Consider the following 13,950-nt stretch of genomic DNA (forward strand, 5'->3'; position numbering starts at 1 on the left):
ATTTCCACATGATTTAAATACTGAGGTTCCCTTGCTTGGAAATACTCAGAACGTCATTACTTTTTAGGAGGGATGCCTTATGTCAACAACTTCTGCCACTGAAACTCAGCTAACCCCCGCGGCTCTCGAACAACACCTTCCCGAGAAAGCTTCTTCTGGCAAAAGGAAAATCATCTGGCTTGTGCTCGGCAGCTTTCTGATTCTGATCGTCAGCCTGATCCTTGCCTTTCATGCCTTTATCGCTTGGACGTTAGCCAGGCCCATTATTGCTCCATTATCCTCCAATCCTATGAAAGCCGTCAAACTGCCTTATGAGGATATCCGGTTTCCAAACAGTAATGGTTCTTCACACCTGGAAGGCTGGTACATCCCCGCCTCTTCCGGGGAGGATGCATCCACTGCTTCAGACAAAACCGTGATCTTCTCCCATGGATACGGGGGAAACCGGGAAGAACTATGGGTTCCATTGTACAGTCTGGCAAAAGAACTTAACAAGCGCCATTATAACGTGGTTATGTTCGATTACGGCTATGTACAGCCGGGCAGTGAACGTATAGTTACGGCAGGGGTACAGGAGTCTAAAGAGCTTCTTGGTGCTGTACAGTATGCCAGAGAACGCGGTGCAAGGGAAGTATACGTCTGGGGATTCTCTATGGGTGCGGGAACAGCCCTTCAGGCTGCCCTTCATTCTGATGATATTACCGGTATGATCCTTGACAGTACGTTCATATTGAACGCAGATACGCTTTATCACAATATGAAGCAATATGTTGATTTGCCCAAATTTCCGTCACTGAATCTGGTCCGCCTCTTCTTTCCCCTGATTAACGGTATTAGTCTGAATCAGGTTCCTTTCAGCAGCGTGACCAATAAAAAGTACGATATCCCGATTTTCTTCATTCACGGAACCGATGATACTAAAGCACCTTATGAAATTATTGAAGGAGTCTATGACCGCCAAAAAGAAAACGCTTCATCCAAATTATGGATATATCCGGGTGGTCAGCATGAACTGATTTATCGGGCAGACCCCAAGGAATATATAGAGCAGACAATGAATTTTTTGCAGGATATAGAGATTTCCCGGAATGTAAAAGTTGCATATGAATAAGAGAATAGAGTATAACGGAACAACTCTCGGAATATATAAACTACAAGGAAGTAGTCCAAGGAGGGTTGACCGCATGCTTTTTGTATACGGCAGTTTGATGTCTATGAGAATTTTGGAAGAAATCCACTTTTGGAAAACCCAGGAGAAGGAACATACGGAAGTGATCCGTGCCCTGATTCCCAATCTGGAACCCAAATACGCAAAAGCCATGCAGGAATGGGAAGTCATATTTGAAAAAACGGAGATGTCTTCTTTGCAATGGATTGAGTGGGTATCAGTTACCAAACGCCCGACTGACCCTTATCTCCAGCAGCAGCTGAATGAAATCATTCAAGTCTCTGTTTCACAGTCCAAAGAATTTATTTCACTCCTTTTGAACATGGAACACCACAGCAAGGCTGCCCAAAGCAGCCCTTTAATCAAAACGGTGATCGAACACATAATTCGAGAGTCAGAGTATTTCCTTGGCGTAATTCAGGGGCTGCAAGCTTCAGGTCACTATCCCTATATGCCTGAAGGCCATGCACCCTATGGCGTACCGGCAGTTTCAGCCCCCCCTGCCTATCCTCTCCGTCAGCCTGCTGCGCCACAGCAGCAAGAGCCGGAAAAGAAGGAAAAGGAAGTCCGGATATCATCCTTGTCTAAAGACAGCGATGCCCCCGACCGTACCGAGCCTATGAAAAGTACAGGAGATTCAACCTGGAGCGATCCCCTTCGGGCACCGAAGCCTGTACCTATAGGAGGACACAAGCTTCCTCCCCTGCCTTATCCGTATAATGCGCTGGAGCCTTATATTGATGAGAAAACAATGCGAATTCACCACACGAAACATCATCAATCCTATGTGAACGATCTGAATAAGGCAGAAGTCATGCTGGCTAAAGAGCGGAAATCCGGTAATTTTGATCTCGTCAAGCATTGGGAACGTGAACTCGCGTTCAATGGTGCCGGACACTACCTGCATACCGTCTTCTGGAACAATATGAGCCCTAAAGGAGGAGGAAAGCCAAGAGGCCCTATTGCTGCGGAAATTGACCGTGTCTTTGGAGGATTTGAGCCGTTCAAAAAACATTTCTCAGCTGCCGCTGAAAAGGTGGAGGGCGGCGGATGGGCACTGCTGGTATGGAGCCCGCGCAGCCATCGCGTAGAGATTCTTCAGGCAGAAAAGCATCAGAATTTATCCCAATGGGACGTTATTCCTCTTCTTGTCCTGGATGTATGGGAGCATTCCTATTATTTGAAGCATCAGAGCGAACGGGCTAAATATATTGCAGACTGGTGGCACGTGGTCAATTGGGAGAATGTCAACGAACGTTATGAAAAAGCCAGCAAGCTTAAATGGATGCCCTTTTAACCAGGGGAAGCACAGGCTGATTACCCGGAAATTTCTATTACCGGGTAATCAGTTTTTTTATAGGGGACAGATATCTTGCGAAATTATCTACCCGTAAGGCATTAGCATGTCGCAATAGTCAAAAAAATATTTAACCCATAAAACCCCTTATATGTTTATTATTGAAAATATAATCATATAATGAATCAGAGATATTCATTTAATTTAGCAAGAAAATACTTCAATCTTTGATCAGGGAAAGAAACTCGGCCCGTAATGCGGCATCTGTTCGGAAAATGCCCCTTACGGCAGAAGTTACGGTCTTGCTTCCTGGCTTTTTCACTCCTCTGGAACACATGCACAAATGCTCCCCGTCTACCATTACCATGATACCCTGGGGTTTCAATACTTCTTCGATAATGTCAGCAATCTGGGATGTTATGCGTTCCTGTACCTGAAGTTTACGGGTCACCGCTTCAACAAGACGGGCAAATTTGCTGAGGCCTGCAATCTTGCCGCTCGGAATATATCCAATATGGACTTTTCCGAAGAAAGGTGCCATATGATGTTCACACTGGCTGTAGTATACAATATCTTTCACGATAACAAGTTCCTCATGGTTTTCGTCGAATGTGACCCCTAGCACTTCTTCATAGTCTGCCTCGTAACCCCCGAAGATTTCTTCATACATGCGGGTAACCCGAGCAGGTGTATCCAAAAGGCCTTCGCGGTCCACATCTTCACCGATTAGCCTTAAAATTTCGCGTATATGATACTCTATCTGTTCCCTGTTTTCCGCTACTTGTCCATTCCTGTGTTCTTTAGCTGGCATGGTTAGTTCCTCCTACCCGTATCTGCAATGCTGCTTTTTTCTATTCATTTTATCACAAACCTGCAAAAAATAAGCCTACCCATTTGCAGGAAAATCTCATACTCAATGTATCATACTACCACAATTTACAAACTTTCTCTAGTGACACCCTATCCATATTAAGCGGACTGTTCATTGTCCTTTTGAAGGACGGGGAAGTTTTCCTGCCCTAAAAACACAGCTTGTATCATGCTGCTTTCTAGTCTTGCAAATATAAAGGAAGATGCTCTTGGACGAGCACCTTCCTTAGACCCGGACTAATTCGATATAGGATGTTGAATCCATATTATCATTCAGATTTCCGGATAGATTCATGTTACTTTCTTTTTTTGTTTTTCATCATATTCTGGACTTTATTCATTTGTTGTTTATTCATGTTATAGCCCATTTGTCTAGCCATTTTTTGGATCATCTCAGGATCATTCTGCATTTTCTCAAGCTGCTTGCGTAAATAGAAGACCCCGATGATAAAGCCCAGTATCAGCCCGACAATCAGCGTGATAATGGGAATAATGTAACTCCACATGGTCTTTCCCCCTGCAACGATTAATTAGTCGGGTCCACTTCAAACCGGACGGCAATCTCACGTTAGGGAATTATTCCATTTTAAAAGTGAACCTTCATTATTATACCAAAACCTGTTCAATAAACACAGTAGTTTGCTTGGCTAAATCAATTTCTTTTACATCGAAGTCCTGCATCCCGCCATCCTGCTTCACAACACGCACAACAGGGCGTCCGGGGAGCCCCCTGTGCTGACCCACTACTACTCCGGTTTCTCTGGTCGACAATTTGACAGATGTCCCGGTGGGATAAACGGATACAGTTCTCAGGAAGTGAATCAGCACTTCGTGGTCCAACTGCTTCTCAGCCAGAGCCATCATATGCTCGCAAGCCTCATGAGGCAGCATCCGGGTTCCTTGTTCTCCTGTCTGGTGAAGCAGATTGTCATATATATTGGCCACAGCTACGATCTTGGCATATATATGAATCTCATCCCCTGTCAGCCCCCGTGGCTTTCCTGATCCATCCAGCCACTCGTGATGCTGAAAGGCGGCATGGGCAATTAACAGATTATATTCCCGCTTGCTCTTCAGCAGGTCAAATCCCCTCCAGGCATGATGCTTCTTGGGATCTTCAGCAGCATCCGCGATGAGATCCAATTTGCCGATATCATGAAGAAGAGCCCCGATCGCCAGATCCTTAAGCTGGGCAGGTCCCATTCCCATGTTAATTCCCACCAGAACTGATATCGTGCATACATTCAGTGCATGCAAATACATCTCATTATCTTTAGTCCGGATATCCGTCAGCTGCACTAGTACGTCTTTATTCTTCATCACTTCATCCACCAAGGCATCTGCACTCGTACTGATCGCTTTCGTGCCAAATTCCTTGCCTGAACGGATAGATTGGAACATCTCGTCCATCTGATTAATGACAAACCGTTTGGTTTCTTCCGATACAACGTCCGTAATCTCCACATCATCCGTAAAAGGATCCTGAATATAGAGCATGGTGACTCCGATTCGCCGCAGAGTGGTAATCATATATACGGTCAGCTGTACCCCCTCGGCAAGCATCACCGCCCCGCTGCTGGAAAATATAGTTCTGCCTAAATATTGTCCCGGTTCTACGGAATCTACATGCACATACTTCATCTTTTCCCCACTCCAAACACTAGGTTCTCACGCGGTCTTCCACTATCTCATCCTGATCGGAATCGGATTATTATCCTTCCTGACTCAACCGGTCTGCCGCTTTTTGCAGAGCAAACCTTACAGTCTCATCCTGCTCTTTCTCCAAGAACTCCCGTATCCAGGTACCGGCTTCATCTCCTCCAATTTTCCCCAGGGCCCAGGCGGCTGTTTCGCGGATTTCCGGGCGGGGGTCAGTCTGAAGAAGCTTACCAAGTAAAGGTACGGCACTCCGGTCTTTAAATTTGCTCAGGCCAATGATGGCATTGCGTTGAATAAGCTTTTTGCCCCTCCAGGAGGAAGCACTACTGCCGTACTGTTCCTTATATTCCCGGTTGCTCATGGTCAAAAGGGGTTGCAGCAGCGGTTTAACCTTCTCAGGGTCTGGCTGCATTTCCGGATGATAGGTCCAATTTTTCCCCTTATTATGCGGACAAACCATTTGACAGGTGTCACATCCATAGAGACGGTTTCCGATCTTTTCCTTGAATTCATCCTCAATAACCCCTTTGGTTTGGGTCAAAAAAGAAATGCAGCGGCTGGCGTTCAGCTGCCCCGGTCCGACCAGTGCCCCTGTTGGACATGCATCGATGCAGATCGTGCAGTCCCCGCACTGGTCCATAATAGATGTATCGGCTGGAAAAGGGATATTTGTAATCATATCGCCCAAAAATACCCATGAACCATACTCGGGTGTTATAATGGCGCAGTTTTTGCCGGTCCAGCCGATACCTGCCCGTTCGGCAACAGCCCGGTCAACCAGAGCACCCGTATCCACCATGCTTTCCATTCTTGCTTCCGGTACCCTTTCCCGGATAAAAGCTTCCAAACGCTCAAGCCGTACTTTAAGCACTCGATGGTAATCTTCTCCCCAAGCTGAACGGGAAATGATCCCCCGATAACCCCCTGGCTCAGAACGGGGAGGATTGCTTATTTTGGATGGGTAAGCAACGGCTATCGAAATAATGGATCGCGGCTTTCCTTCAAAATTCAACTCCGGATATACCCTTTTGTCAATATCCGGTTCTTCAAAACCGGATTCATACCCTTTTTCCCGATGCTGCAGTAAAATTTCTTTAAGCTCCAGGAACGGATCCGCAGAAGCAAAGCCTATTTTATCTATGCCTAGTGATGGAGCCGCTTGAATGATTTCCTCTTTCAATTCCCTCCAATCCCGTTTTAAGTTTGTATGCCCCTTTGTCATTTCTGTTCACTGCTCCTAATTGATATTCTTACGACTCATCCTTTCCTGCTTGCTGATTCTCAGCCTGATCATTCTGACTTTGCTTATACAGGTCATAATAATGATAAACCCAGTCATCGTGAAAAGGTGGTTTTCCCTTTTTTATTTTAGACAGTAGAGTATGGAGGCCGTTCATAATCTTTTTTTCCACAAACGGGGTATAACGATACATCCACTTGTGGCGCTCGTACTCTTCTTGGTCAACGACATGTATATCTCCGCCCGGGAATTTTATCGCATCCAGGTCATAATCAATATAGGTAAGGGTTTGATAATATAGATACGGTGGAGAAGCAACATTACAATAATAGCGGATGCCTGTATTTTCGATTAGTGCAATCACATTATGCCATTGCCGCGGAATAAAAAAAGAGACTCCCGGAATCCGGCTTGTCCATTCTTTTCCGTCAGCCTCTTGAATTTTGGTCTGATTATTGACAAGAACAATCATACCTTCCTCCCTGTGAAGAGGGCACAAAAACTCTTCTGCAACACGCCAGTTTTCCAGCCAGGTCCGGTGTAGATCCCCGTCATGCTTAAAGCTCTTGATTACGTAAGATTGTCTATTATGTCTCATTTGAAACAAGCCCTTCTTTGTAGAGTATCAACTACCCGGGATCACGCTTTCTTCAATTTTGAACGGCTTATACAAGCGGCAATTTGCTAAAAATCATTCAATGGAATTATGCGAAATTACCAACAAGAGGAAACGGCTTAGCTGTCCATAAAGAAGTCAGTCGTTTCCCTAATCCTCGAATTCAACCAGCACTGGATCATTCAGTTCTTATAATAAGAAAAGCATATCTTTAGCCCAATTGCAATGAGAGCCTGGATATGCTTGAAGGAAACTGTACAAGCTACATGCTTGCTTGTTTTAGTATGGAAAGCCCATTTGCCCGGCTGAAATCAGAGGCGCTGTAACCCGCAGATTCATAAACAGGCAAAATTCGTTCGTTGAACTGGTCAACATTCACGATAATCTTGTGAACATGCCGTTGGAGAAATCTCTGTCTCATGGACTCGATCAATAATTTGCCGACTCCTTTACGACGGTGGGAAGGTTCTACTGCCACTCGGTAGTAGTATCCGTTATCGTTATCGATTGTACCGATTATCAGGCCTATTACTTCTTCCTGCTCCTCTGCAACCAGCACCAGTTCCCCATCCCAATGAAGCTGTTTGGCAAACGCTTTAATCGTTTCATCAAAGCAATCCTCACTTAGACAATTCTGCAGGAGCACGGTTACAGAATGGTAATCAGACAGTTGAAATGAACGTACATGCATGAGGGTCTCTCCTAGTTTTATAATATTCAACCCTTTAACTATACTACAAAATAAGAGAGAATCCTGCTGTAATTTTAAATAAAACCGCGAAAAAGCGCAAAAAAAATATTTTTATGCGTGAGAACGCTCAAATTTAAGCGTTTTCATAGAAATTCGGCCTCTTTTTAACCAATGGATGTTTTTATTAGTCATATTTTCCACCGGGCAAAAGATTTTGCTGCGCGCTGTTCATCAGGGTCAATAATACGATAGCCGTACCCGAAGGTACGGCTGCTGAATTTTAACGATCCAGTTTCATCTTTTTCTCTAGGCGACCGAATAACAAATCTGCAATCAAGGCCAGAAGAGCTGCCGGAACGGCACCCGCATACAGTCTGGCCGCATTATCCATATTAATTCCGGAATAAATTTCGCGTCCGAGACCTCCTCCTCCAACAAGAGGAGCAATCGTCGCAACACCGATAGCAATAACCGCCGCTACCCGGATGCCGGTCATGATAAACGGCAGGGATAACGGAAGCTGAACTTTAAATAAGAGCTGGGTAGAACTCATGCCGACTCCTCTTCCCGCTTCCGTAATGGACGGGTCAACCTGCTTTAAGCCTACATAGGTGTTCCGGATAATAGGCATTAAGGAATATAGAAACAATCCGATCACAACGGTCTTGAAGCCAAGCCCGAAAACGATCATTAACAGCACCAGCATGGCAAGGCTCGGAAAAACTTGCAGGATGTTTCCGATTGTCATAATAACCGGTGCCAGCCTTTTTCTTCTTGCCGCAAGCATCCCAAGAGGAATGCCGACGACAAGTGCAGAAAAAATCCCGATAAAGACCATCAAAATATGGTCATAAGTGAGACTGAGTAAATCAACCCAGTTCTCACGGATATAATTCCAAAATAGTTGCATAGTCATTTCCCCTCAGTTTTTTTGAAAATAAACGAGCCATCCATTAAAGCAAACCTATCTTCTTTAAGTACTCTTCCGCCACTTTTTTCTCGTTCCGCTTGTTCACATCTACCTCGTAGTTGAGATTAATCATGGTTTCTGCGTCAATTTTTCCGATTAATTCACCGATAACCTCCGCAATTTCCGGATGAGCATCCAGCACTTCCTGTTTGATAACCGGTGAGGCGTCATAAGGAGGGAAAAATTGCTTGTCATCCACCAGGGTTTGCAGATTGTACTCTTTCAGACGCGCATCAGTAGAGTAGGCAAGCACGATGTCCACCTTTTTACTGGCAACAGCGTTATAGACAAGCGCTATTTCCATCGGAAGCGTCTGCCCAAACTGAATATCATAGTATTTGGTGAAAGCAGGATATCCGTCATTTTCACGTTCCAGCCATGTTGTATCTACTCCAAGCGTCATCTTCGAAGCCATATTTTTTACATCCGATATGGTTTTCAGGTTGTTTTCCTTGGCCAGTTCACTCCTGACCGTAAAGGCATACGTATTTTCAAAACCTAACGGATCAAACCATTTGAAATTAAAATGTTCCTTAAATCCTTCCTGGGCCTGTTTTAGCACTTCTCCACGATCTTTAGTCTCTTTGACGGGAAAATAGTTATTAAAAATCTCCCCCGTATACAGGGTAGCCATTTGAATCTCCCCTTTTTTCATGGCACTAATAACGACCGGACTGGAAGCCAGGTCAGGAAGCACGTCAACTTTCAGATCCGTCCTATCTTCAATGAGCAGTTTATACATGGAAGCCAGAATCTTGGGTTCTGACGATGTTTGAGTCCCGATAATGATCCTGTCACTTTTACCGCACCCGGTAATAGTCATAACCAGCGCAGAAACGATCACAAGGAGGGACATTCGTTTGATTATTTTTTTCATTTGGTTACCCCCCATTTCAGACTTGCACCGGTTTGCTTTTGACTTTATTGTCGACAAAAATTTCAACCCGTCCCAGAATAAAATCAATGACTAAAGCCAAGACCACGGCCAGCAGCGCCCCGGTTACAATCATCTCGTTCTTATTCACTCCCATGCCCGAGAATATCAGTTGGCCCAGGCCTCCACCTCCAATCAAAGTAGCCAATGTGGCCCAGCTGATGATATAGACCGTTGTGGTCCTTATGCCGGACATAATGTACGGAAACGAAAGCGGAAGCTGGATCAGGAACAACCTTTGTCTCGTACTGTAACCCATCCCCCGGGCCCCTTCTATCAGATTTAGGTCCACAGAGCGGAAACCCGTATAGGTATTGCGCAAGATCGGCATGATCGAATATAAGAAAAGAGCAAAAATGGCCGGTTTTATCCCTACACCAAGAAGCGGGATCAGCATGGCCAACAAAGCCAAACTCGGGATGGTCTGAAGAACGTTAGAAATCATGAACACAATGCTGTTAATGAATTTAACCCGGTTTCCAGCGAGGAAAATGCCAAGAGGAATGGCTACCAGGCATCCCAGTATAACTGAAACAAAGGTAATCATGATATGTTCCCCAAGTGCAGTCATAATATCCCCGGTCCGTTCACTCCAATAGGTTATAAACACATTCATGCATCATCTCCTCCTTCTACCGAAGGAGTATATACGTCTGCCATATGTTTGACGACACTACCCTTGGTTAAAAGACCTACGAAATCATTATGCCCTTTAATAACCGGCAAAATGGATAAATTATGTTCGTTCATCATGTAAACCGCATCTGCCAGGGAAGTTCCCGAACGGACCACATGCTTAAACGGTTTCGTAATGTCTCCAAGTGTAATGTTCTCCTCCCGATATCTGTTCAGAATTTGGAAGATTGTCGTGTAGCCGATAAGCTGATTCTCTTTATTGACAATCACCAGAGAATCTACACGACCTTTTTCCATCATCTTCAAGGCTTCAGCCATTCCCCTTCCCGGATAAGCGGTTACGACGTGATTCACCATTACTTCATCCACAACCGGAATCGTATCAGGCACACCAATTTGAAGCCGCTTAGTTCCGATAAAGTTCTTGACGAAGTCATTAGCCGGATGGCGGAGAATTTCCTCCGGGCGGCCTTGTTGAACTACCTCTCCATTTTTCATCAGCACGATATTATCGGCTATCTTAATTGCTTCGTCCATATCATGGGTTACGAAAATAATGGTCTTTTTGAGCTTTTCCTGCAAGGAGATGATGTCATCCTGCAATTGCTCCCTGCTGAGCGGGTCAAGGGCACTAAATGGTTCATCCATCAAAATAATGTCCGGCTCTGCTGCCAAGGCCCGAATGACTCCAATTCTTTGCTGTTGGCCTCCGCTGAGTTCATAAGGATAGCGGTTCCGGTATGTATCAGGGTCAAGATTGACTAAACGGAGCAGTTCATCCACGCGTTTTTCAATCCGGTTATGATCCCATTTAAGTAAACGGGGAACTACTCCCACATTCTTGGTAATCGTCATATGTGGAAACAGTCCGATGTTTTGGATGACATATCCGATATTTCGTCTCAATTTTACGGGATCAATCTGAGAGATGTCTTTATCCTTGATAAAAATTTTGCCTTTGGAGGGATTAATCAGGCGGTTTATCAGTTTCATAGTGGTAGATTTCCCGCAGCCGCTCGGGCCAATCAGGACATGAAGTTTGCCTGCGGCAAATTCCAAATTCAGTTCTTTGAGTGCTATAAAGCCGTCGTCATATTTTTTGCTTACATGTTCGAATCGAATCATATAGGCGTTCACAACCCCTTCTTTGTTATTAATTTTGCTGCGTATAGTTCCCTTTCTGCTATGACTTATCAGGGGAACAAAGGGCACAAAACCCGGGTTAACATTGTTATTACCCCAATAAAGCAAATGTGAAACAGATTACAACTAAGATTTTAGCCTCTTTGTCCAAAATCCCCCTTTGAAGTTGCGCGGCTCGTAAGATAGAATAAACGCTTTCGGGGCGGCCTCATGCAAATAATCCAGCAGCCTGATAATAGATAGAGAAACATAAACGATATTCATGACAATAATGATAACTTAGATTTCCATCCGAACCTGTTGTTTTATGAAATTGATTCAAACAGAGAGCTTCCGCTTTTATTGGCCAACAAAAAAAGACATGCCGTTTAAAACAGACGGCATGTCAATATGAAAAAAATGCATTAATTAAAAAACTTGGGCAGATAAAGTTTGTTATGCTCCAGCATTTCATCCAACAGTTTCTCCGCCGTATTGACGGAGGTGATAAGAGGATGATGTGCCAAAGCCTGAAGCGCCGTTCCCTTGTCCCCGGTTACAGCTGCCTCTATCGTTAAAATCTCATAAGATTTAACCGCTTGGATTAATCCTTTTGTGGCTTCAGGCACATGACTTACCGAAAGTGGAATAGGGCCCTGTCCCGTAATAATGCAGTTTACCTCAATACACGAATCCTCCGGCAGGAAATCAAGCGTCTTCCCGTTCCGCACATTTACAGTCTGAATATCCTTTGTAACATTAAATAATGACTTCATTAAATTAACAGCCGCCTCCGAGTAATAGGCGCCGCCCCGCTTTTCGAGCTGTTTCGGTTTTTCTTTCAAGTCAGGGTCCTTATAAAGTTCGAAGAGCTCATCCTCTACTTGTTTTACAACCTGGGCACGGGTTCCCTGTTCCTTGGAAGAGGCTATCTGCTCCTTCAGCATCTCATCCGTTAAGTAATAATATTTCAGATAATAGGACGGAATTGCCCCAAGGGAACGGATAAAGGCAGGGTTCCAGGACATTTGTTCCACATTTTTTGCAGAGTAACCTTCACGATCATCTAACAATTCTTCCAGTTTGGACTCTCCATTCACCCTTACTTGAGTAATCCAGTGAAGATGATTCAATCCGACGAATTCCGTATAGATCTTCTCTGCCGCCACTTGATAAGTTTTCATAAGCCATTTTTGCATACCGATCGGCGCATTACACAGACCTATCGTTTTTATGGAACTGTACTTCATCACCGCTTCCGTTACCATTCCTGCGGGATTTGTAAAGTTAAGAAGCCAGGCATCCGGACAAAGTTCCTCCATATCCCCCGCAATCCCGATCAGGGCCGGTATCGTCCGCAGTGCCTTCATCATTCCCCCTGGACCGGTGGTCTCCTGGCCGATTACCCCATATTTGAGCGGAATAGTCTCATCCCAAATCCTTGCTTCCAGCAGACCTACACGCATTTGGGTGGAAACAAAATCCGCCCCTTTCAAAGCCTCACGTCTGTCTAAGGTAAGATGAACCTCAATCGGCAGACCTGATTTTTCAACCATCCGGTTGGCCAAATTACCGACAATATTCAGCTTGTGTTCACCCTGAGGAATATCGACAAGCCAAATTTCTCCTACCGGCAGATGTTTATGCTGTGAAATAAATCCTTCAATAATTTCCGGCGTGTAAGAGGAGCCTCCACCGATAACAACGATTTTCAACTTTTCCCTCATTTCTCTCACTCCCTGGGTTCCATTTGGATTTGCTTCAAACGCTGTTGAATATCAGGTTCTATTGAACGGTCATCCCGTTCCATCGCCAATAACAACGCACCAACCAGAGGTTCACAATCCAGCTTGCGGACATGGCTTCGGGGAGCCGATTCCACAGCCATACCGGCTATATGGCGGATTACGTAGTCTCCTTGTCCTCGTGTCAGGACACTTCCGGCCAGGACCACATCAAGCTCCTCTTGTTCAAGCCTAAGCCTTCTCACAACCGCCTGAACTGAACGCCCCAATTCCTCTCCCTGGTAACGCAACAGGTCAAGGGCTACTTCATCCCCTTGGGCCGATGCTTCAAAAAGCAGCTCAGCCAAATCCGAGGGGACTCTCTTGCCGTGGTCGAGAAAATCATGAAACATGGCCTCCGTGGTTGAATATCCCAACCGCTGGAGTACCAGCTTTGTCAGCAGGGTAGGACGTCCTCTGCCGTCCCATTCCCGGATGACAGACCGGAAAGCTTCGACTGCCAGAACCCCCCCTCCGCCATAATCCCCGAACATGTAGCTGAACCCGCCGCATTGATAGCTTTCACCCTGGCGGTTCATGCCGGAACAGTTGGTACCGGTTCCACAAATGACGACCACTCCAAACGGCCGGGAGGTACCTGCCCGCATGGCGATAATGGTATCGCAAGCAATCTCATACTTCGAAAACCCGAGACCTGCAATAATCGGTCTCAGTATAGTAAAGTCCGGCTCACGGTCAGCTCCAGCCAGCCCGAAATAGGCAAAATCAATATCTACTTTTTGCAGCTGCGCATCTTGAAGGGCCAGGTCCACCGCCAGCCGGATATTCTGCTCTGCCCGGGGCCTGTTCGTCTGGTGATTACCCAGACCGCTTCTTCCCCGTCCCGCAACGCGGCCCGTTTCATCAACAATGACAGCGTATGTTTTGGTTCCGCCGGCATCCAAACCTAAGTAGTAGCTCACGTTTCCTCCTCCTGTATAAGGAATTCACTCCTTGATGAGG

14 protein-coding genes are annotated in these 13,950 nt (G+C 45.4%); 2 read left to right on the plus strand and 12 right to left on the minus strand.

The features are described 5' to 3' along the window. Positions 1-79 precede the first annotated feature (79 nt). Both BXP28_RS13895 and BXP28_RS13900 read left to right on the plus strand, forming a co-directional pair. Positions 80-1,111, plus strand: a complete 1,032-nt coding sequence (locus tag BXP28_RS13895; RefSeq protein WP_023485147.1) for an alpha/beta hydrolase — start codon at positions 80-82, stop codon at positions 1,109-1,111. 73 nt (positions 1,112-1,184) lie between these two features. Next, the gene (locus tag BXP28_RS13900; RefSeq protein ID WP_023485148.1) at positions 1,185-2,465 is read left to right on the plus strand and encodes a Fe-Mn family superoxide dismutase; all 1,281 of its coding nucleotides are present in this window, start codon (positions 1,185-1,187) and stop codon (positions 2,463-2,465) included. Between the two features lie 220 nt (positions 2,466-2,685). Here BXP28_RS13900 and folE read toward each other — a convergent pair whose 3' ends face one another. The 12 genes from folE to BXP28_RS13965 all read right to left on the minus strand — a co-directional run bounded on the left by folE (position 2,686) and on the right by BXP28_RS13965 (position 13,910). Further along, on the minus strand, positions 2,686-3,276 hold the full coding sequence (gene folE, locus BXP28_RS13905; RefSeq protein ID WP_023485149.1) for a GTP cyclohydrolase I FolE: 591 nt from the start codon (positions 3,274-3,276) through the stop codon (positions 2,686-2,688). 355 nt (positions 3,277-3,631) lie between these two features. Further along, positions 3,632-3,841: a YneF family protein gene (locus BXP28_RS13910; RefSeq protein WP_024093348.1), complete on the minus strand. Its 210-nt coding sequence runs from the start codon at positions 3,839-3,841 to the stop codon at positions 3,632-3,634. A gap of 100 nt (positions 3,842-3,941) precedes the next feature. Continuing rightward, a complete protein-coding gene (locus BXP28_RS13915) occupies positions 3,942-4,976 on the minus strand; it encodes an HD-GYP domain-containing protein (RefSeq protein WP_023485150.1) in 1,035 nt (344 codons plus the stop codon). 70 nt (positions 4,977-5,046) lie between these two features. Further along, positions 5,047-6,216 carry a tRNA epoxyqueuosine(34) reductase QueG gene (gene queG, locus BXP28_RS13920; RefSeq protein ID WP_023485151.1) on the minus strand — a complete coding sequence of 390 codons (1,170 nt, stop codon included), beginning with the start codon at positions 6,214-6,216 and terminating at the stop codon, positions 5,047-5,049. A 28-nt stretch (positions 6,217-6,244) separates the two neighbouring features. Next, complete coding sequence (locus BXP28_RS13925; protein ID WP_036655311.1) at positions 6,245-6,832, minus strand: DUF402 domain-containing protein; 588 nt, start codon at positions 6,830-6,832, stop codon at positions 6,245-6,247. A gap of 280 nt (positions 6,833-7,112) precedes the next feature. Then, the gene (locus tag BXP28_RS13930) at positions 7,113-7,541 is read right to left on the minus strand and encodes a GNAT family N-acetyltransferase (RefSeq protein ID WP_024093346.1); all 429 of its coding nucleotides are present in this window, start codon (positions 7,539-7,541) and stop codon (positions 7,113-7,115) included. A gap of 280 nt (positions 7,542-7,821) precedes the next feature. Continuing rightward, positions 7,822-8,451 (minus strand): ABC transporter permease, encoded by a 630-nt coding sequence (locus tag BXP28_RS13935; protein ID WP_024093345.1) that lies wholly within the window; start codon positions 8,449-8,451, stop codon positions 7,822-7,824. A 43-nt stretch (positions 8,452-8,494) separates the two neighbouring features. Continuing rightward, the gene (locus tag BXP28_RS13940) at positions 8,495-9,388 is read right to left on the minus strand and encodes a glycine betaine ABC transporter substrate-binding protein (protein WP_036655313.1); all 894 of its coding nucleotides are present in this window, start codon (positions 9,386-9,388) and stop codon (positions 8,495-8,497) included. Between the two features lie 16 nt (positions 9,389-9,404). Beyond that, positions 9,405-10,061, minus strand: coding sequence for an ABC transporter permease (locus tag BXP28_RS13945; protein ID WP_023485156.1), 657 nt, complete (start codon positions 10,059-10,061; stop codon positions 9,405-9,407). Further along, the gene (locus BXP28_RS13950; protein ID WP_036657132.1) at positions 10,058-11,206 is read right to left on the minus strand and encodes an ABC transporter ATP-binding protein; all 1,149 of its coding nucleotides are present in this window, start codon (positions 11,204-11,206) and stop codon (positions 10,058-10,060) included. Before BXP28_RS13950 ends, BXP28_RS13945 begins: the two co-directional genes overlap by 4 nt. Positions 11,207-11,628: 422 nt before the next feature. Beyond that, positions 11,629-12,930 carry a 6-phospho-beta-glucosidase gene (locus BXP28_RS13960; RefSeq protein ID WP_036655315.1) on the minus strand — a complete coding sequence of 434 codons (1,302 nt, stop codon included), beginning with the start codon at positions 12,928-12,930 and terminating at the stop codon, positions 11,629-11,631. A gap of 5 nt (positions 12,931-12,935) precedes the next feature. Further along, positions 12,936-13,910, minus strand: coding sequence for an N-acetylglucosamine kinase (locus tag BXP28_RS13965; RefSeq protein ID WP_024093343.1), 975 nt, complete (start codon positions 13,908-13,910; stop codon positions 12,936-12,938). Between the last annotated feature and the right edge of the window lie 40 nt (positions 13,911-13,950).

Source organism: Paenibacillus larvae subsp. larvae, from assembly GCF_002003265.1.
In the GTDB taxonomy this organism is placed as follows: domain Bacteria; phylum Bacillota; class Bacilli; order Paenibacillales; family NBRC-103111; genus Paenibacillus_H; species Paenibacillus_H larvae.

Excerpts from the sequence above, each read along its gene's own strand:
- BXP28_RS13895 (WP_023485147.1), top strand. The coding sequence starts at position 80 with ATGTCAACAACTTCTGCCACTGAAACTCAGCTAACCCCCGCGGCTCTC.
- BXP28_RS13900 (WP_023485148.1), top strand. The coding sequence starts at position 1,185 with ATGCTTTTTGTATACGGCAGTTTGATGTCTATGAGAATTTTGGAAGAA.
- folE (WP_023485149.1), bottom strand. The coding sequence starts at position 3,276 with ATGCCAGCTAAAGAACACAGGAATGGACAAGTAGCGGAAAACAGGGAA.
- BXP28_RS13910 (WP_024093348.1), bottom strand. The coding sequence starts at position 3,841 with ATGTGGAGTTACATTATTCCCATTATCACGCTGATTGTCGGGCTGATA.
- BXP28_RS13915 (WP_023485150.1), bottom strand. The coding sequence starts at position 4,976 with ATGAAGTATGTGCATGTAGATTCCGTAGAACCGGGACAATATTTAGGC.
- queG (WP_023485151.1), bottom strand. The coding sequence starts at position 6,216 with ATGACAAAGGGGCATACAAACTTAAAACGGGATTGGAGGGAATTGAAA.
- BXP28_RS13925 (WP_036655311.1), bottom strand. The coding sequence starts at position 6,832 with ATGAGACATAATAGACAATCTTACGTAATCAAGAGCTTTAAGCATGAC.
- BXP28_RS13930 (WP_024093346.1), bottom strand. The coding sequence starts at position 7,541 with ATGCATGTACGTTCATTTCAACTGTCTGATTACCATTCTGTAACCGTG.
- BXP28_RS13935 (WP_024093345.1), bottom strand. The coding sequence starts at position 8,451 with ATGCAACTATTTTGGAATTATATCCGTGAGAACTGGGTTGATTTACTC.
- BXP28_RS13940 (WP_036655313.1), bottom strand. The coding sequence starts at position 9,388 with ATGAAAAAAATAATCAAACGAATGTCCCTCCTTGTGATCGTTTCTGCG.
- BXP28_RS13945 (WP_023485156.1), bottom strand. The coding sequence starts at position 10,061 with ATGAATGTGTTTATAACCTATTGGAGTGAACGGACCGGGGATATTATG.
- BXP28_RS13950 (WP_036657132.1), bottom strand. The coding sequence starts at position 11,206 with ATGATTCGATTCGAACATGTAAGCAAAAAATATGACGACGGCTTTATA.
- BXP28_RS13960 (WP_036655315.1), bottom strand. The coding sequence starts at position 12,930 with ATGAGGGAAAAGTTGAAAATCGTTGTTATCGGTGGAGGCTCCTCTTAC.